At 30.1% G+C, this 18,428-nt stretch carries 14 protein-coding genes; 1 reads left to right on the top strand and 13 read right to left on the bottom strand.

Annotated elements, in window-relative coordinates:
• Positions 1-7 precede the first annotated feature (7 nt).
• The 13 genes from ACKTTQ_RS08100 to ACKTTQ_RS08040 form a co-directional block, all read right to left on the bottom strand.
• A complete protein-coding gene (locus tag ACKTTQ_RS08100) occupies positions 8-535 on the bottom strand; it encodes an AAA family ATPase (RefSeq protein ID WP_408048904.1) in 528 nt (175 codons plus the stop codon).
• Positions 528-1,469 carry an adenosylcobinamide-phosphate synthase CbiB gene (gene cbiB / locus ACKTTQ_RS08095; RefSeq protein ID WP_408048903.1) on the bottom strand — a complete coding sequence of 314 codons (942 nt, stop codon included), beginning with the start codon at positions 1,467-1,469 and terminating at the stop codon, positions 528-530. The genes ACKTTQ_RS08100 and cbiB overlap by 8 nt, the downstream gene beginning before the upstream one ends.
• Positions 1,460-2,467, bottom strand: a complete 1,008-nt coding sequence (locus tag ACKTTQ_RS08090) for a pyridoxal phosphate-dependent aminotransferase (protein ID WP_408048902.1) — start codon at positions 2,465-2,467, stop codon at positions 1,460-1,462. The genes cbiB and ACKTTQ_RS08090 overlap by 10 nt, the downstream gene beginning before the upstream one ends.
• Positions 2,461-3,924 carry a cobyric acid synthase gene (locus ACKTTQ_RS08085; protein WP_408048901.1) on the bottom strand — a complete coding sequence of 488 codons (1,464 nt, stop codon included), beginning with the start codon at positions 3,922-3,924 and terminating at the stop codon, positions 2,461-2,463. The genes ACKTTQ_RS08090 and ACKTTQ_RS08085 overlap by 7 nt, the downstream gene beginning before the upstream one ends.
• Positions 3,925-4,069: 145 nt before the next feature.
• A complete protein-coding gene (locus ACKTTQ_RS08080) occupies positions 4,070-4,285 on the bottom strand; it encodes a hypothetical protein (protein ID WP_408048900.1) in 216 nt (71 codons plus the stop codon).
• 536 nt (positions 4,286-4,821) lie between these two features.
• Complete coding sequence (locus ACKTTQ_RS08075) at positions 4,822-6,792, bottom strand: hypothetical protein (protein ID WP_408048899.1); 1,971 nt, start codon at positions 6,790-6,792, stop codon at positions 4,822-4,824.
• Positions 6,776-7,123: a hypothetical protein gene (locus tag ACKTTQ_RS08070; protein WP_408048898.1), complete on the bottom strand. Its 348-nt coding sequence runs from the start codon at positions 7,121-7,123 to the stop codon at positions 6,776-6,778. Before ACKTTQ_RS08070 ends, ACKTTQ_RS08075 begins: the two co-directional genes overlap by 17 nt.
• 28 nt (positions 7,124-7,151) lie before the next feature.
• The gene (locus ACKTTQ_RS08065) at positions 7,152-8,495 is read right to left on the bottom strand and encodes a hypothetical protein (protein ID WP_408048897.1); all 1,344 of its coding nucleotides are present in this window, start codon (positions 8,493-8,495) and stop codon (positions 7,152-7,154) included.
• Complete coding sequence (locus ACKTTQ_RS08060) at positions 8,495-9,445, bottom strand: hypothetical protein (protein ID WP_408048896.1); 951 nt, start codon at positions 9,443-9,445, stop codon at positions 8,495-8,497. The genes ACKTTQ_RS08065 and ACKTTQ_RS08060 overlap by 1 nt, the downstream gene beginning before the upstream one ends.
• 9 nt (positions 9,446-9,454) lie before the next feature.
• A complete protein-coding gene (locus ACKTTQ_RS08055; protein ID WP_408048895.1) occupies positions 9,455-10,738 on the bottom strand; it encodes a 5-methylcytosine restriction system specificity protein McrC in 1,284 nt (427 codons plus the stop codon).
• On the bottom strand, positions 10,731-12,599 hold the full coding sequence (locus ACKTTQ_RS08050; protein ID WP_408048894.1) for an AAA family ATPase: 1,869 nt from the start codon (positions 12,597-12,599) through the stop codon (positions 10,731-10,733). Before ACKTTQ_RS08050 ends, ACKTTQ_RS08055 begins: the two co-directional genes overlap by 8 nt.
• Positions 12,600-12,605: 6 nt before the next feature.
• Entirely contained in the window at positions 12,606-14,798 is a 2,193-nt protein-coding gene (locus ACKTTQ_RS08045; RefSeq protein WP_408048893.1) for a DNA/RNA helicase domain-containing protein, read from the bottom strand.
• Positions 14,799-15,128, bottom strand: a complete 330-nt coding sequence (locus ACKTTQ_RS08040; RefSeq protein WP_408048892.1) for a nucleotide pyrophosphohydrolase — start codon at positions 15,126-15,128, stop codon at positions 14,799-14,801.
• Positions 15,129-16,408: 1,280 nt separating this feature from the next.
• Here ACKTTQ_RS08040 and ACKTTQ_RS08035 point away from each other — a divergent pair.
• Positions 16,409-18,391: a GTP-binding protein gene (locus ACKTTQ_RS08035; RefSeq protein WP_408048891.1), complete on the top strand. Its 1,983-nt coding sequence runs from the start codon at positions 16,409-16,411 to the stop codon at positions 18,389-18,391.
• The last annotated feature ends 37 nt before the right edge of the window (positions 18,392-18,428 follow it).

Here is an 18,428-nt window from a genome sequence, read left to right as displayed (position 1 = left end):
TATTTTATTATACGATAGTTTCTAAAACCAGTTTTTTTCTTGTAGTAACAGAAGTTTTAGGAAGCATTATAATTTCAAATCCTTTTTTGGTATACTGTTCTAGTAGTGCTTTTTCTAGGGTTAAACAATACTCAAATTCTTGTAATCTTTGTGCATCTTTACAGTAAATATCAAACCAAGTTGGTGCAAAAAAAACAGTTGTGTGGTAGTTTTTTTTATAAGGAAAATTTCGTAAGTAATTAGGAATTGGTTTATTTGCTACCGTTAAATAGGCTTCTAAATCTAATAAAGACCGATCACAAATTAGCGTGTTTGAATTTAATAATTCTTTAGTTGTTAATTCGAAAACAAGATCAGTAAATCGGTGGATGTCTTCCCATGGCATTCCGTTTCTATTATTTTTTTGCTCATCAATAATAACTCTTCTAGAAACTTCATCCATGCAAGGAACTGTATCTTTTAAAAGATTTATTAAAGTGGTTTTTCCAGTGCCTGGAGCCCCAGTAATGATATGTTTTTTAGGTAGGTTATACATGTTGAAAAAATACGAGTAATCCTATTATAATTGCAATAAAAAGAATACTTGAGCTATAGTTAATGGTAGCAACTCTTTTAATTTCATCATGTTCTATATTCCTGTTATTGTTTCCTATAAAAGGTTTATCAACTAATTTTCCATGATAATAATTAGGACCACCAAATTGACAATTTAAAATAAATGCTAAAGAGGCTTCTGGGTATCCAGCATTAGGACTACTATGTTTTTTTCCTTCTTTGAAAACAAAAGAAATTCCATGTATTTTAAACTGAACAAGTAACATTAATAGTGCAGTAATTCTTGATGGAATATAGTTAGCAACATCATCTAGTTTTGCAGCAAACCGACCAAATAATAGATATCGATCATTTTTATACCCAATCATAGAGTCGAAGGTGTTAATCATTTTATACGCCATAGCACCAGGAACTCCTAATACTAAAAAATAAAAAAGTGGAGCAATGACACCGTCACTTAAATTTTCAGACATGGTTTCAAAAGTAGCGATTCTAATTTGCTGTTCATTTAAATTATTTGTTTCACGACCAACAATCCACGATAAACGTTTACGCCCAGCTTCTAATCCTTCGTTTTTAAGTGTATTAAAAACAGCATAGCCTTCTTTTACCAATGTTTTGTTGGCTAGGCAGTAAAACAACATTACAACCGAAAACACAGTGGCTATACTTTTAAAATTACATGCATGCAGCCACTTTATAATTAAATACGGTACCGTAAAAGAAATACTAACTAAAGTGATGGTTAAAAAGGCTCCTTTTAAAAGTTGGTGCTTATTTTTATTAAGCCATTTCTCACCCAAAGAAATACTATTACCAAATAGTATAATAAGGTGCGGTAGTTTTTTAGGATCTCCTAAAAGTAAATCCAAACCAAATGCAATAACTAGTATGTAAATTGAAGTTAAATCCATTCTTTTAATGCTTGAATAAGTAGCTGATTAGCGGCTTTATTTTGTGTTGAAAGACGAATGTGTTCTCCTTCTAAATTGTTGAAGTTTGTGGCGTCTCTAATCAAAATTTGATGCTTTTCTATTAAATACTCTTTTAACTCTTTTGCCGGTCTATTCAGTAATTCAACTAAAAAATAAGAAGTATTACTTTCACAAACTTTTATACCTTTTATTCGTTTAAGCTCTTTCTTAAAAACAGTAGTTTCTTCTAACAATTCAGAGGCATTGAATTGAAGTGTTTTATAATTGTTAAAAATGAATTCCCCCGCTTTTATAGCTAACGTATTTACACTCCAAGGCATCTTTAGTGCTAATAGTGTACTAATGTTTGAGGGGTTTGAAATGATATAGCCTAATCGTAATCCAGGAATCGTAAATGTTTTTGTTAATGACCGAACGACAATTAAATTTGCATGCTTAGTAGTTAATGAAGAAACAGACTCTAAGTTATCTGTAAATTCAATATACGCTTCATCAATTACAAATGTAGTTGCTGGTTTTTGCTTAAAAAGAAGTTCCAGTTCCTTTTTAGAAAAAGAAGTTCCAGTTGGGTTGTTAGGATTGCATATAAACAGTAGATCTACGTTCGTATCTTTTATTGCTGCTCTAGAAATTAACTGGTAGTCCAACTTAAAAATACTACAAGCATCTTCGTATTCAGCAAAAGTAGGTGCTACAATAGCTGCTTTTTTTGCTGAAAATAACTGCGCTATTAAATAAAAGGCTTCTGTTGCTCCGTTGGTAAACAAAAATTGATTGCTATGAAGTTGAAACTTTTTTGCTGCTAAGTCATTCAACTCATTGGCAATAGGAGAGGGGTAGCTTTGAATCTCTTTAATATTTTTTGAAATTTCATCAAGTAACGATTCTGGGCATCCTTTATAATACACATTTGAACTAAAGTTGTGCTTAATTTCTCCTTCTATCAAATGAAGGTCATCACCATGGCCGTTTAACATTCTTGTGCGCTATTTTTTACGATGGTTTCCATGTCTAAATTTTCATCAATCCAATCAGCTAATTTATCAAATTGTGCCGATTTAAAAACTTTATAATTGATAGCCTCAGCATTTGGGTATTTTACTTGTAGTAGTTCTGTTACAATTTCTTGATTGTCAAAAATACCGTGCAAGTAGGTTCCCCAACTTTTATTTCCATCAAAATAGCCCTCTTCTTTATTATTAATACGATTTAAATGCTTGTTTTTAGGTACAATCGTTTCTCCCATATGAATTTCATAACCTTCACAAAGTTGTTTAAAGTTTTTAAACTGAAAATTACGCTGTATCGTTTGTTTCGTTTTTGTTAGGGTGGTTTCAATATCAAACAATCCTAATCCTTCTTCTTGTAAATTATTACTTTCTACTGAAAAAGGATCTTTTACAGTGTTTCCTAACATTTGATAGCCTCCACAAATCCCAATAACAGGAATGTGTGCATATTGCTTTTTGATAATGGTATCCAAACCGTCTTTTTTTAAGGCTATTAAATCTTCAATCGTATTTTTTGTACCCGGAATAATCAGTACATCTGCTTTGTTTAGTTCTTCCGAATTTCTAGTGAAATATAAATTGATTAACGGTTCTTGTTCTAACGATTGAAAATCGGTGTAGTTAGACATGTAATGTAGTTTCACTACGGCTACGTTTAATTTGTTTTCAATCGCCGTTGTTGCTCTTTGGTTTAAAGCAACTGAATCTTCTTCTTCAATTACAATATCTTTTGCATAGGGTAAAACACCCAAAACAGGAATCTTAGTGAGCTCCTCTAGTTTCTTTTTTCCATCAATAAATAAAGCAGTATCTCCTCTAAATTTATTAATAATAATACCTTTTACTAATTTACGTTCCCACTCTTCTAACAATTCAATAGTACCATACACGCTACCAAATACGCCTCCTTTATCAATATCTGCTACTAAATATACGCAGGCATTAGCTGCAGCAGCCATTCGCATGTTTACAATGTCTCTATGTTTTAAGTTTAGTTCACTAATACTTCCAGCACCTTCCATTACAATAGGATTCTGTTTTGAAGCTAGTTGATGAAACGATTTTTTAGCTTCTTCAAATAGGTGTTTTTTATTGTCTCCTAAAAAATATTCCTTGGCAGTTTGGTCGCCAATTGGTTTTCCATGTAATACAATTTGCGATTTATTTACCGATGAGGGTTTTAATAAAATAGGGTTCATTGCTACCGTTGGCGGAATACCACATGCTTCTGCTTGCACGGCCTGCGCTCTTCCAATTTCTAAATTATCAGGGGTAGAAAAACTATTTAATGACATGTTCTGGGCTTTAAACGGAGCAGGTGTATATCCTTTTTGTTTAAGCCATCTACAAATACCTGTTGTTATCCAGCTCTTTCCAACATCTGATCCAGTGCCAACCAACATGATAGGTTGTAGTTTTTGCATTTTAATTTTATTTTTTAGAAAAACAAAAATATTGAATTATATAGTTTGTCTAGGGGAATTGCTGTTTTTTATTATTGGTGGTGGATAGTCTTGTGGAGACGTTGCACTGCAACGTCTGTACTTAATGCAGATATTATTTTCTAAGCTATTCAAAAAATGTATCCTCATCCCATTTTGAAGGATTATTGGCTATATAATTTTGAATGTTGTCAAATGCTTTTGCATTTCTAATAATATGATCATGAAATAGTGATTGCCATGCAAAATTGGTGTCTATTTTTCGGGCATTTTTGGTTACTACAGATTTATAGGATCTTATAATGGTTGAAATTGAGCCTGCTTTCGGGGCAATTTTTGACATCTGTTGGTTTTTAGTGGAGATCTTGTCCTGCATTGTGGAGACGTTGCATTGCAGTCTCTTTGCTTTGTCATTGGTTGTGGAGCTGTTGTCCTGTATTGTGGAGACGTTGCACTGCAACGTCTTTACTTGTGAAGTAGGCTTATCTATTATCAAGATACCATGCACATGATTGGGCATTATTACAAAGTTGCCTAAAGTAACAAAGGGAAAGTGTTCGGGTATTTCCATCCAATAGGTTTCTGCTAGTTTTCCTGTTTCGGTAAGCTGCATCTCTTTGTTTTTTATTTCACCAAAATAATGTTCTCGGTTTTTGGTACAAATGGTTATAAAATAAGCACCATTGCTAGCATAATCCCAATTTTGTAATCGGGTAGAGGAGATGCGGTATTTATTTTTGAATTTGTCCATTTTTATGGTTGTTGTTTTGGATGGTATTGGTGGAGACTGATATTGGTGGAGAGGCGATTAATCGCCTCTCTACCACCAAATCATTTTCTCTTTAATTCATCTAATGTTTTATTATTTTATCTTTCCATTTATTCGTAATTTTCTCTTTGTATTTTTTCTTGCTCTATGTTTTTAACCAAAACTTCTTTCATATTAAATGCAAATTCTTGTACTTCCTTTATTTTGTGCTTTTCAAGCTCCTCAATTAATTGTTTTCTTTTTTTATATAAATTTTCAGCTGAAATACCAATTATGCTATAGTTTATAAACTTACTATGTAAATTTTCAAGAAACTTATTTGTATTTCCTTTTTCATCTATTAGCTTTTTAGCATAAATATCCCATGATAAACTTCCGTTTTCGCTCTCATCAAATACTTCCATGTATTTTATCGCTATTGAAGTATGCTTATCATCTTTTAGAGCCCAAAGATAAAGTTGTTCATTCTTAAAAGTTATCCTATCAAGAAAAGTTCGTAATCCAAAGCTAGTTATAGAGTTATCAATCAAAAACTCTCCTATAATTGGCCAAGTTATGTTCCAATATTTATCTAAGAGTGAATAAAGTAGATTATTCAGAAACCCTTCATCATTAAACGAATAATCCTGGTACTTTTCTAATACCTTTTTAGTAATGAAGTCTATTTTATCTTCATCTGCATTATCGTTTAAAGATTTTAAAATTAAATCTTCAATATGTAAACTAGAGTTTATAGATGATTTAAAATCAAATATGTTATCCTGATATAATAAATTATTAATTATATCTTTTAAATCATTCCACCTATCTTCTTTTCTTAAAAGCTCCCAAATCAACTGTAGAGCAAAAGATTGGTTTATTTCCTTTACCCAGTTTATGAACTCTTTAAATTCTCCATTAGTTAAATTTGAATAGTCCAAATATTCAATGTTAAACAAATATCTATCGCTTTTATGTAATATTGGTTTTATTTTTTCTAAATCAGAATACGTAAGTATTTTGATATATTTAGTAGCTAATAGACTAAAAAAACTGGTTGTATCGTATTTTAATAATAAATCAATAGCTAATCTTGTAATTTCATCATTATTACAACCACTTATAATTCCATTAAGAAAAATTCCGTTTTGCTGTTCACTTTTAATTTTACTTAAAGTAATTACTATTCTAACTATATTTAATTTAATAAATGGTTTGACGTACAACTTTGCTAGCTCTTCGGCAAAAAGGAAAGTTTGCTTTTGCTCTCCACTTAATAATAAATCTAAATGTTTTAACCAAGTGTGGTTTTTATCTTCAAAATACTTCCTTGCTAATTCCTTTGCTTTTTCGCCAGAAAGATTGATATATCTACCTTTCTCATTTTTTTCATTAACCCAAGGAGCATTTATTACTATGGTTTCAAGCTCTTCTTTTATTGTATTAGGGATATACTTCTCTAAAATTTCATTGATAGTCGTATTTTTCTCAACACTAAGGTCAAACTTCTTAGATTTTAATTCTAACAAAGGTGTTCTTATTTCTTGAGACAAAGCACTTTCTTTTTCAGAAATTTCTTTTACAAAAGCCATTATGCCATTAAAATCACCATATAAAGCTTGATCCATTAGCCTAAAAACTAAAGCCTTTTTTGCTAACTCAGAATAATCATTTTCATAGTCTAGAGCTATTGCTTTTAGTTTAGTTATTACTTTCTTAAAATAATCTAATTCCTCTTTTTTTGAAGGTTTAAATTGTTTTTCTATATAATCAATATCTCCTGAATGAATATTACCAGAATAGGCATGACTTTTTAATGCTCTTTGATATGCTGAAATTACTAGCAGGTTTATTCCTGTAAAGTCTTCAATATCTTGTAATATTTGTAATCTATAGTTATAATTCAAACAGGTCTCTCCTAATCTAGATTGAAAAACATGATTAAAAGCATTGTACGCTTTTTGCTTTAGTTGATTTTCTTTATTTGCAATTTTAAAAAGTAACTTTATCGCAGAAGTTGCTGTTGTTTCATAGTAACATAATTTTTGAAGAGTTTCGATAGTATACCAATCAAATTCCTCAATGTTAAATACCTCTGTCATTACTTTCTACTTTTTTAGTTAATTTATCTAATGCTATATCGTGGTATTCATCTGCTAATAAGTTTAAAAAATGACCTCCTTTTTCTGAGTCTATAAAATCATGTTGATTTAACAAGCCCTCGTCGTTATTTAGGTTTTCTATCAATTGAGGATGTTGTCTCAAAATTTTAAGAAAAGTTTGTTTAAAGCGAGGCCATAAATTGTTTTTTCCTACACCAATAACAACAGCTTCTATATTATCTATTGACTGTTCTATCCCATATTCCTTTAGCTCATCTTCATACCTATTCAGTGTTATAAAATTTCCTTTAGGTTTTATAAACCTTTTCAATTCTAAAAACTCTTTTAACTTAATAACTTCATTCACTACAATCAATAAAAACTTCTCTAATAAAATTTATTTCCTTTTTATAGATTCCTGTAACTCCAATTTGTTTAAAAAACGCTAGAGCAAATAAAAATTTCAGCGCACCTTTTTCTATCCAATATTCCCCTAATAACAATTTCAAATATTCAATATTAGATACATCAATATTTTCTTTACCAATACCATCAAATATTCGATCTATAAACTCATCTAAATTAGAATCAAAATATTCTATTATTTCTGATACTTTCTCTGTTCCAAATTTTTCCTTTATTATTTCCTCAAATACTTCAATAGTAATCTTTTCTTCAATAAATATATTCGCATTGTCAGTTTGTTGTACATCTTCAACTGAGGCAATAGTAATAATTTTAACATTTGTTCTTTTAAATTTATCTATTAGTTTTGAATGATTTAAATAAGAGCAATTGTCTGCTATGAATATTTTATGTTGATTTAAATTTTTCAACTCGGTCAGTTGTATTGATATATCTCCTGCGGTAGCTCCTTCATAATCATGATAAATTATTTGTTCAGCTAAAGAATCATAGCGCATTTCTTCATGCTCTTGTAAAGCTTCAAGAACAAACCTTGTTTTTCCGCTACCTTTTTTCCCGGTTAATCTTATTTTATTTTTAGTCTTTAATAATTCTCTAAACTCCTTAATTTTCGTTTTTAACGAGACCGTTATTTTATAAGGATATATATGATCTTTTCTCCATTGAGAATAGATTATAAAAGGTCTCCAATATTTTATTTGATATTTTATATTAGAATTTATAGCTTCTCTAATAGCCACTTCTAATGCATTAACCAATCCGTCAGTTTCTTTATTTAGTTTAGTTTGATTACTAAAACGATCTTCGCAAAGATTATATTCTATTGGCCATCGTAAACTTCCCATATCAACTGGTAGATCTGCAGATGAACCAAAAGCTGTATTTAATATAAGAATTGTTCTTTCATAATCTTTTAAAGCCCATGAATATCCTGTTTCTAGTAATACATTTGGATTAGGAGCTGGTTTTAAATCTAATCCTTTAGGTATTTCTATTAGTATTGATTTATCATCTTCGAATTTATAAGATGGATTGTGCCATACTTTAGACATTGTAAATGTCATATCTCCAATAAAAATATCAGCTCCTTTAGATTGTTCTAGCATTGTTTCTGCTAATGGAGGATTACCCGATATACCATAAAATCCTTCGATTAAAGGTTCTATTTCAAATTCAGTAATTTTATAAATAGCGGCGTTAATAGCATTTCTTATAAAATATCTATTTAATTTGTTTTTTAAATCTGATTGGTACGAATAAAATATACGGTATCCCATTATTTCAATGCATAAATTAAATCGATACCAGAAAAAATACAAAGCCCTATGTTTTTGGTTTCTTCCTGTACATCTAACTCATGACTTTCTTTATTTCTTATTTCTTTTAACGCTAAAGCATTTTCATATTGTTGTGATGTAATCCAATTACTACTTTTTCCAAATTCTAGTAAATTATGTAACATAGGTCTACCTTTGAAAGTTTCTTCTTTTTCAGCTTTTTCTTTTAATTTCTTTTCAATTACTTTAGCTAATAATCTAACAGCTTCTGTAGATTTTCCATTGCTCAAATTATTAACAACTTCCTCTAATTCAATATGAACTTCAAAATCTAAAATATCTGTTGCTTTTTTCAATTTATGTATTTCTTCTATAATACCAAGATCAATGTTTTGTTTAGATTTTATGTATTTTTCTAGCAAGTTTAAATAAGTAGTTTTTGTTTCGTAATTTTCTTTTCGTAGTTTTTTAATTATACGATCGGTTTTAACTGCCCTCTTTTTTTTATTATCAAAAAGCCACCAAATTAATAAACCTAAAATACCTATTGTAGCTCCAAACAAACTTAACAAAATAGGTTGCTTTTTTTTCGTTAAATAAGGTATTTCTTCTTTTATAAACAAACTAAAATCAAATCCTGCACCACCAGATTTTACATCGCATAAATACTTAGTATTATTATTATCTGCTGAAATTTCTAAATCGACAGCATCTCTATCTTTTCTTATTCGAAAAGGCATGTCATGAACCACTCCTTTTGGTAAAACGACCCAAATCATATGGCTTTTTTTATTGAGTAAAAGGTTTACGTCTTCTTCAAACTTCGACACAGGAACATTAAACCACCAAACATTTTTAGATGTATTAATATTAGAATAACTCGTATTATGGTTATTTAATGCTGTATTATATTTATTGTTAATATGTTCAATTAATTCTTTCTTTTTCATGTTTTAAATTTAATTAACTCCAATTTTATTTTTAATGTATGGTATTGATAAACCCAGGCGATGAAATCCAACATATTTATCTATAGGTTGCATATGGTTTATATCAAATAATTTATTGTTTTGATTATCTTTATCTCGTATAGGATATATAATAAGACAGTCAATCGTTTCGTTTGTTGCTTTTTCCAATTCCTTATACACTTTATTCATACGTGCATAACCAGCCAATTGTCTTATATCTTCTTTTTTTGATTTCCCTTTACAGTATACTGTTTTATACTTTGTATCAATTATCAATTGTTTATATTTAGTATTCAATAAGAAATCTAACTCTTGGTAATTTGATTTATATTGATAATGAATATTGTTTCCATAAGTTTTTCGTAAAAAAGTAAAAGCATACAACTCAAATAATAAAGGCATATTAATCCAAAAAGGTTGCGTTTTAATTTTTGTAGCTTCTACGTTTCTTACATTGTGTCCAAAACGCTTTAATATTAATTTAGCAATATTTACAGTTTCTTTATAACTGTTGAAAAAAGGCGACGATTTAAAATGTTTTAGAGAGGATATGTTTGTTGGAATTGAAACTTCTTCAAACGCAGGCAAACAATATTGTAGTAAATTACAGGTTAAACCAGTATATTCTGGAAACTTACTTAAATACGTTTGTATAAATAACAACGCTGTTTTTAATATTTGATTTTCTGGATGATCTAAGCCAAAAGTATCAAATGCGCATATAGTTTTTAATGGTTCACTCCTGAAGGTGTGATGCTTTATTGTTTGTGAAACTAACAATTTTCCTTTTACTCGTGCATTTAAGTGTTTTTCCTCACGGTAGTAAGATTTCTTTAATCCTTTTTTTATTAATTGCTTTACTAAGTTTAAAAATTGGATAATTAATAATGGTGATAACAAGTCCAATTGCTGATCTATTTCTATTAGCGATGCTTCGTTTTTGATATCATAAATACTGTTGATATGTTTTGATGCTTCAGTGTCATTTAAGCAAATTAATAACATTTTTAAGTAATCCGTTTCAAAACCATCTTCGTTAAGTTTTGGAGAAATATAAACGGCACGATTACTAGTTTTACATACCCAATCTACACCTATGTAATAATGAGATTTAATAACATTGTTTTGTATCGTAAAACAAGGTTTGTTTTTAGAACCATACTTCCCAATTTTTTTGTTTTTAAAATAATATACTTCCAAAGAAATACTGCCTTCAATGTCACGCTTATTCTTATGTTCTCCTAACCTTATTATTTTAGTTGTATTATTCACGAGCTAATTCTTCTATTAATTTTTCAGCTTTTTCATTTAGTAGACCATCTTTTACATATTCTTTTAAAATAGGAACAACTTCGTGTTTTATCTTAATATCTAACTCTTCTTTATTCTCGGACATAAAATAGCTGTGTCCAATTTGCACATCTTCTTTTTTAAAATCTGAAGATAAAATATCTTTAGAAAATAAATCACTAACATTTTTAAATATGTCTTTTGCAATATCTGGAACATACATTTCATTAGGTAATACATCTATAAATGAAAAACGACGTCTTATAGCATAATCTATGTGACCAACAGAACGATCTGCTGTATTCATAGTACCAATAATATAAAGATTCGTTGGTAGTTTTATCGCACGTTCATTTTCATATTCATATAATGAATTAACAGGTTTGCCTCTATATTCCAAAGCATATATCAACTCTCCTAAAACAGCAGGTAAATTTGCTCTATTTATTTCGTCAATAATAAGTACAAATTTTGCTTTTGGGTTATTTAATGCACGTTCAGCAAACTCTGCTAATATTTTATTTTTCACAACAAAATTCGGATTTTTTTCTTCAACTTCAGCAACAATACCACGTACAAAATCTTCATATGAGTAAGCTGGGTGAAACTGAACCAATTCAAATGCACCTTTCGTGACTACCTTATTATTGGATAGTTTCTCACCGTCTTTCAAGTTGAAGTTATCAACTAAAAAAATCATAAATTCATGTGGTTTTACATCTGATTTAAATTCTATGTTTTTTTCTTGATGTAATGTTAATAAACGTTGATTTAGTTCAATAAAATCTAGATTAGTATAGTCAATACTAAAAAGTGCTAAAGCATTTTTAATATAATTTATAGCATTTACAGGGGCATAGTCTTCTGGGTAATAAGTGTTCAGTAATTTTAGAATGAAACTTTGACCAAAAGAATTTTCAAGATTTTTATACTTCCTTGTATTTATTATTTCATGTATAGACTTAGCAACCATTTTCATAGCATTATTATCATCTTCTACTTCCTTAGCCCAAGAACTTTTAACATACTCATGCTTAGATTTAGACCAATAAATACGGTACGATAAAGAGCTACCAGGAAAATAATAACCTAAAGGTTGTAAACCACGCTCAATCCACCAACAAAAATTTTCTTTACCTCCAGTACCAATGCAATACTCTTCTAAGGATAAGTTTTTTATGTTATTTTCAGGGAATTTGGTTAAAAATAGATTTCTTAAATTTTCACGATCTTGACGTTCTTTAATTACTTCAGGGGCTTTAGTATTAAAATTTTGATAGAACTCATTTAATAAATCATTTGGATTACTAATAGTTTCAACTTCAGTTAACTGTTTAGCAATAGCTTCTGCTGTATACGTTTTACCTGTTCCTGGAGGACCTTGTAAAATTATTTGTTTTTTATATTCTAAAACTTTAATTATATTTTCTTTTTCCATTTTTGTTTTTATTAAATTATACCATGAGGTAATAAAATTATAAACTGGTTTATTGGGGTTAGTATTCCAAAGAGTGTAAGTGCCATTGTGACCTACATTTTTACCTTGTTTTTGAAAAGTGAATGAATCAGGTAAATCTTTATAATGTTGAAGTATTTCTATTCTAAAATCATGACCAAAAGAAGTACCAACAATATCTTTAGGATTAGTTATTTTGTATAGTACCTTAACTAAGCAAACAGTATAACTTCCTTTGTGTACTATACCTATATCACCAGGTATTAAAGTCTCAATTAATTCTTTTGCATAATCAATATGAGTAGTTATACGATTGTCTTTTAAACATTCATCAACATGGTTTACTTTGGTGTCATCATCTAAAATTTGTATTTTAAATACGTTCATTTCTTTTTATTTTAATACACATTCAAAAATTCCAACTACTTTAAAAGAATCCAATTCTACATCGGCTAAAACAATGCTCTTGTATTTTTCGTCAGTTGATAAAGGTTTAAGAGTAATAGATTGATGTTTCCATCCGTTCTCATCTTCATATTTTTTACTTTCATACTCTTTAATTGTATAGCAAGAACCAAAATCAGAATCTTGAATAGTAGTATGTTCTACCAATACAATTTGTCCGTTTCTTGAACCACCAGTATATTTTTTAAAAAGACAATAAGAGCCGTTAGGAATAATTTTATTCATTGATTCACCAATTATCTGACAAGCAAATAAATCTTTATTTGAGCGAATTGTTTCAGGAATATTAATCCATTTAACATCATCATATTGTTGTAACTCTCCAAAGTTACCTGCGGCAACTTTTAAATCGTAAAGAGGAACAGTATTTTCAAAAGGTTTGATATTTTCAGTTCTAAAAAGGTTGTTTTTAGAAATTAGTTCATTTTGAAATGTAGGAATAAAAGATTCAAAATAAGCTCTTAGGTTAGGGTCACATATATAAATATACGTTCCTTTTATACCTCTAAGCATAATTGTTTTATAAATATTTATGATGAAGTTTTTTAATTCCTTTGGGTCATTAATAGATTGCTTTCCATTTTTGTCAAAATAGTTTTCCTTTTTAATAATTATTTCCTGAGTATCAGGATCAAAAGAAATTTCGTTTCCGAAAATTATCCCAGAGTAATTTAAATCATATCCTTGCGTAGTATGAATACAACCAACTTCATTAACTGAGTTTTCAGAGTTTATCCAATCATTAGCAGTGCCATTCCATTTTAATTGCACATTATCAATATGTATATCAAATACCTCTTTATTTTTGTTCGATTTCCATTCCCATGAATATCCTGCAATTAATCTAGAAAGCCCGCTTTCGTCATTTCTTAATTTAATTTGTTCAACCATTGCTTCCAAAGAATTGAATAAAGTAAATTCATATTCTTTTGAATTAAAAGCTTCCGTATTTTTATCAAGTTTACAGTTAAGAAGCGAATCAATAAATTCAATATATGCATTTCCCCCTTTAACTCTAAATTGAGACTTTAATTTAAGTATAGAAGTTTTGTTAGAATCTTTGAGGGCATCGAAATCTTCTTTCTTGGCATCTGATGGTTTAATAGATTGGTTTTCATCATAAAACAAAATGGTATGTTTAGACTGCATAACTGCCCAATCTAATTCACTACAATTATGTTTATCAAGATTAAGAAGTTTACAAGCTTTGTCAAAAGCTCCGAAATATGCACCTAAATTTACTCTTCTTCTTAAACGATGTGATTCATCTACTACTAAAATATCATAGGTGTTTTTACTCACTTCAGCAGGACCAATTACCATATTTGCACTAAGTCCTTTTATATTTTTAAACACCTTTTTTAAAGTAGTTCTAAAAGAAGACATAGGAACTACAAGTGCCATTTTAGGTTTAGGTAAAGTGGTTTTAATCTCTCTGACTAAATCAATAAATGTTTTTTCTTCTGTTCCGAATTCTTTAAAACTGAAATCTTCCAAATGACTTGAAAGAATTTTGAATAAAAATATAGCAAGTATTGTTTTTCCTGTACCAGCACCGCCTTCTACAATAGTGTTTTCATGTTTACCAGTTACTAAACTATTTAATATTTGAAGGAGACCTTGACTTTGTTCGTTCGTTAAGCTTTTGTATGGTGAATATTTAAAAAGGTCAGTATTACCAATATATTCAATAGAATGTTTTGTTATTCCTTCCGCTCTAAGTTGGTTCCATACTGAGTTAAAAACATCCCAGTAAACTTCTTTTTTCTGATAATAATTATGATTTGCTAAACCTATGTTTGCATTTAATAAATTGAATACATTATCACCCGACATATATTTAATCAAGTTTGATTCTATATCTAATGTTGCAGACTTATTAAATATTTCACTGGTTATAAAGTGAACTGATGTAAGCTTCCCTTTTGTTTGGTTTTTTAAATGGGAATTCATTCTTTTATAAGTATCAGTTGTTTCTCCTATATAAGCAGTTTTGGTTTTATCATCACTCAAAATATATACAAGAGGCCAAAGGTCTTTTGCAAAATGATTTGTATTAAAATTTTCAAATAGATTATTCTCGAAATCGTAATGGTTTACTTTTACTAGAGGTGAAATCATTTAAAGTTCAGTATATTTTGTTGCATTCCCTTTTGATTTTTCAACAGGGTATTTTTCTCCATTCTTTTTTATTTTATCTAACAAGATTTCCTTTACATCAAATCCATGTTTTTCAGCTAAAAGAAATGCATAAGCGAAGACATCTGCTAGCTCCTCTTTTACTTTCTCTTCGTTAGCTTCTTTAGGTGATTTCCATAAGTAATTCTCTAAGAGTTCACCTGCTTCTATATTTAAGGCAATAGCTAAATCTTTTGGGTTATGAAATTGTTCCCAATCTCTTTCGTTTCTGAATTTTACTAGTGTTTCTATTATTTCTTTTATATCGCTCATATATAATATTAGATAATAATTTATTCCTGTATTTAGGAAGGCAATTTTCTCGAGGTTTAAAAATAATAAAACCCAAACAATAAACACTACGGAAAGCCATAAGAAGTAGTAAAAAAGTTTTTGGTGTAATTTAATTGAGTTTGAATGTGGTTTTGTTTATAACATTCTCTATTTATACGTGAAATAGAAAAAAGTTAGTTTTTAGTATTTTGTTAGTTGTGTTGTCATTGCGATGGAGGTTACGACTGAAGCAATCTGTTTAATGAGAGTTTTTGATTTGTTTTGAGTTAGCGATGATGAGATTACTTCATTCCACTTTGTTTCATTCGTAATGACGGTTTGGTTTGTCATTGCGACGAGGTAGGAGGAAGTAGTCTGTTTAATCGAATTTACTTTTTCTTTTTCCATTGATGAAAAAGAAACAAAAAATCTAGTCTTTCGAAATCTTCACTCGAAAATTAACATCCTCAACACTAAATGAAAAGAACTCATTCCATTCAAACAGCTTTTCATTTTTTACGTTTATTCGGTGTAATTTTCGGATTGATTTCTGAGGACGGTTTGGGTTCGTCATTGCGACGACATAGGAGGAAGCAATCTGTTTAATGAGAGTTTTTGATTTGTTTAGAGTTAGCGATAGAGAGATTACTTCATTCCACTAGGTTTCATTCGTAATAATGGTTTGGCTTGGTCATTTCGACGAGGTAGGAGGAAGCAATCTGTTTAATGAGAGTTTTTGATTTGTTTAGAGTTAGCGATAGAGAGATTACTTCATACCACTTTGTTTCATTCGTAATGACGGTTTGGTTTGTCATTGCGACGAGGTAGGAGGAAGCAATCTGTTTAATGAGAGTTTGTGATTTGTTTAGAGTAAGTGTTGGTGAGATTACTTCATTGCACTTTGTTTTATTCGTAATGACGGTTTGGGTTTGTCATTGCGACGAGGCACGAGGAAGTAGTCTGTTTAATGAGAGTTTGTGATTTGTTTTGAGTTAGCGATGGTGAGATTACTTCATTCCACTTTGTTTCATTCGTAATGACGGTTTGGGTTGGTCATTGCGATGGAGGTTACGACTGAAGCAATCTGTTTGTTGAGTGTTTTTGATTTGTTTTGAGTTAGCGATGGTGAGATTACTTCATTTCACTTTGTTTCATTCCTAATGACGGTTTGATAAAAAATCTTTCAGCTAGAAGTATTAATCTATAAAAAAGGCTTATTATTACGGGATTCCTATTATTTTACAATTGGAATTTAAAAAAACATCAAATTACTTTCAATAATGAAGAAACCAACTATTAATATAGGTGTCTTAGCCCATGTAGATGCAGGTAAAACCACACTTACCGAGCATTTTTTATACAATTCAGGTGCTATTAGAACGTTGGGTAGTGTGGATAAAGGGTCAACAAGTACTGATAGTTTAGCGTTAGAGAAAGAACGTGGAATTTCTATAAAAGCAGCCACCACTTCCTTTGAATGGAAAGACACAAAGATTAATTTAATTGATACGCCTGGTCACGTTGATTTTTCAAGCGAGGTAGAGCGTGCATTGTGTGTTGTTGATGCGGTAGTGTTAGTAGTTTCTGCTGTAGAAGGGGTGCAAGCACATACCCTAAATATTTGGGATTCTTTACAAGAGTTACATATACCAACTCTTATTTTTATTAATAAAATTGATCGTCAAGGTGCAGATGCTGAAGGAACAATTACCCAGATAGAAAGTGATTTAAAAACTAAAACAGTAGTGTTGTACGCCTCAGAAAATGATGGATTAACGGATGCTACCATAATGCCAGTTTTTAATAGTGAAGTTGATAGTGAAATTAAAGAAAAGTCAATTGAGCATATTTTAGAGGGTGATGAGCTTTTATTAGAACGTTTTTTAAACTCAGAATCAATTAAAGATGAAGAGTATGTAAAGAGTATTCGCAAGTTAACAATCGATACTAAAATAACTCCTGTATATACTGGTATTGCTAAGAATAATATAGGGGTAACTGAACTTTTAGATGGAATAGTAGCCTATTGTCCAACTTCTAAAATAACCACGACCAAAGAGCTTTCAGCATTTGTGTTTAAGTTAGAACATTATAAGGTTTTTGGTACGATGGCACATGTAAAAGTTTTTTCAGGAGAATTATCTTCTAAATCTACCATATACAATGATACACAACAGTTAGAAACTAAAATTAATCAGACAAAACAATTACATAACACAAAGTACATTGATAATATTATTTTACAATCGGGAGATATTGGGGTAATAACGGGTGTTTTAGGTACAAAAGCTGGTGATGTTTTAGGAAGTCCAGAAGGAATTCCAAAATTACCTCAGTTGCATATTCCAGTATTGAGTGTTCAGGTGATTCCTGATAACAATGCTGATTATAACGTACTAGCAGATGCTTTACAGCAATTAGATAGAGAAGATCCTTCTTTAAGTTTTAAATGGTTCAAAGCTGAGAAGGAGTTACAATTGTTGTTAATGGGACAGATGCAAGTTGAAATTTTAGAACATGTTTTAAAAGAACGTTTTTCAATCAACGCAAGTTTTACGGATCCCCAAGTGGTCTATAAAGAAACGATTAGCACTAAAGCAGAAGGGTATATTCGTTATTGGATGCCAAAACCTTGTTGGGCAATTATGACTTTTTTAATTGAGCCTGCTCCGTTAAATTCAGGAGTTAGTTATCATTCAATTGTTTCACAGAATGATGTACATATTAAATATCAAAATGAAATAGAACGAACCATTCCGAAAGCTTTAGCTCAAGGAATTTTAGGGTGGGAGGTAACCGATGTAAAAATTACCTTGATTAAAGGAGAAGACCATAATGTACATTCTAGACCTGGTGATTTTAACCTAGCAACTCCTATGGGAATTATGCAAGGATTAAAAATTGGTGGTACACATTTGTTAGAACCTATATTAAGCTTTGAAATAAAAGCCAATGAATCGTTATTAGGAAAAATAACTTCTGAGTTAAGTACAAGAAGAGCCACCTTTGATACTCCGGTATTTATTGATGAGGTGTTTCATTTAAAAGGAAGAATTCCTGTAGCTACATCCTTAGATTTTAGCAGAAAATTAAATTCAATAACGAGTGGTAAATCGCGTCTTAGAGTACAATTCCATGGATATGATACCTGTCCTAAAGGAGAGGGTGTTGTTCGAGAGTATAAAGGGGTAAATCCTTTAGACGAAGCCCAATGGATATTACACCGTCGTGGTGCGTATAAAGCGGACGAACGAGTAATTTAATAATAATACAATTAATTATATACTGTTTTTTAGATGA

This window comes from Tenacibaculum halocynthiae (assembly GCF_964512825.1).
Lineage (GTDB): Bacteria > Bacteroidota > Bacteroidia > Flavobacteriales > Flavobacteriaceae > Polaribacter > Polaribacter halocynthiae.
Note: the sequence above shows the minus strand (reverse complement) of the source record. Positions and strands in the feature narration are given on the sequence as shown.

Coding starts and splice junctions, on each gene's coding strand:
- ACKTTQ_RS08075 (WP_408048899.1), bottom strand. CDS start 6,792: ATGACAGAGGTATTTAACATTGAGGAATTTGATTGGTATACTATCGAA.
- ACKTTQ_RS08035 (WP_408048891.1), top strand. CDS start 16,409: ATGAAGAAACCAACTATTAATATAGGTGTCTTAGCCCATGTAGATGCA.
- ACKTTQ_RS08100 (WP_408048904.1), bottom strand. CDS start 535: ATGTATAACCTACCTAAAAAACATATCATTACTGGGGCTCCAGGCACT.
- ACKTTQ_RS08080 (WP_408048900.1), bottom strand. CDS start 4,285: ATGTCAAAAATTGCCCCGAAAGCAGGCTCAATTTCAACCATTATAAGA.
- cbiB (WP_408048903.1), bottom strand. CDS start 1,469: ATGGATTTAACTTCAATTTACATACTAGTTATTGCATTTGGTTTGGAT.
- ACKTTQ_RS08045 (WP_408048893.1), bottom strand. CDS start 14,798: ATGATTTCACCTCTAGTAAAAGTAAACCATTACGATTTCGAGAATAAT.
- ACKTTQ_RS08090 (WP_408048902.1), bottom strand. CDS start 2,467: ATGTTAAACGGCCATGGTGATGACCTTCATTTGATAGAAGGAGAAATT.
- ACKTTQ_RS08040 (WP_408048892.1), bottom strand. CDS start 15,128: ATGAGCGATATAAAAGAAATAATAGAAACACTAGTAAAATTCAGAAAC.
- ACKTTQ_RS08085 (WP_408048901.1), bottom strand. CDS start 3,924: ATGCAAAAACTACAACCTATCATGTTGGTTGGCACTGGATCAGATGTT.
- ACKTTQ_RS08060 (WP_408048896.1), bottom strand. CDS start 9,445: ATGAAAAAGAAAGAATTAATTGAACATATTAACAATAAATATAATACA.
- ACKTTQ_RS08065 (WP_408048897.1), bottom strand. CDS start 8,495: ATGGGATACCGTATATTTTATTCGTACCAATCAGATTTAAAAAACAAA.
- ACKTTQ_RS08050 (WP_408048894.1), bottom strand. CDS start 12,599: ATGAACGTATTTAAAATACAAATTTTAGATGATGACACCAAAGTAAAC.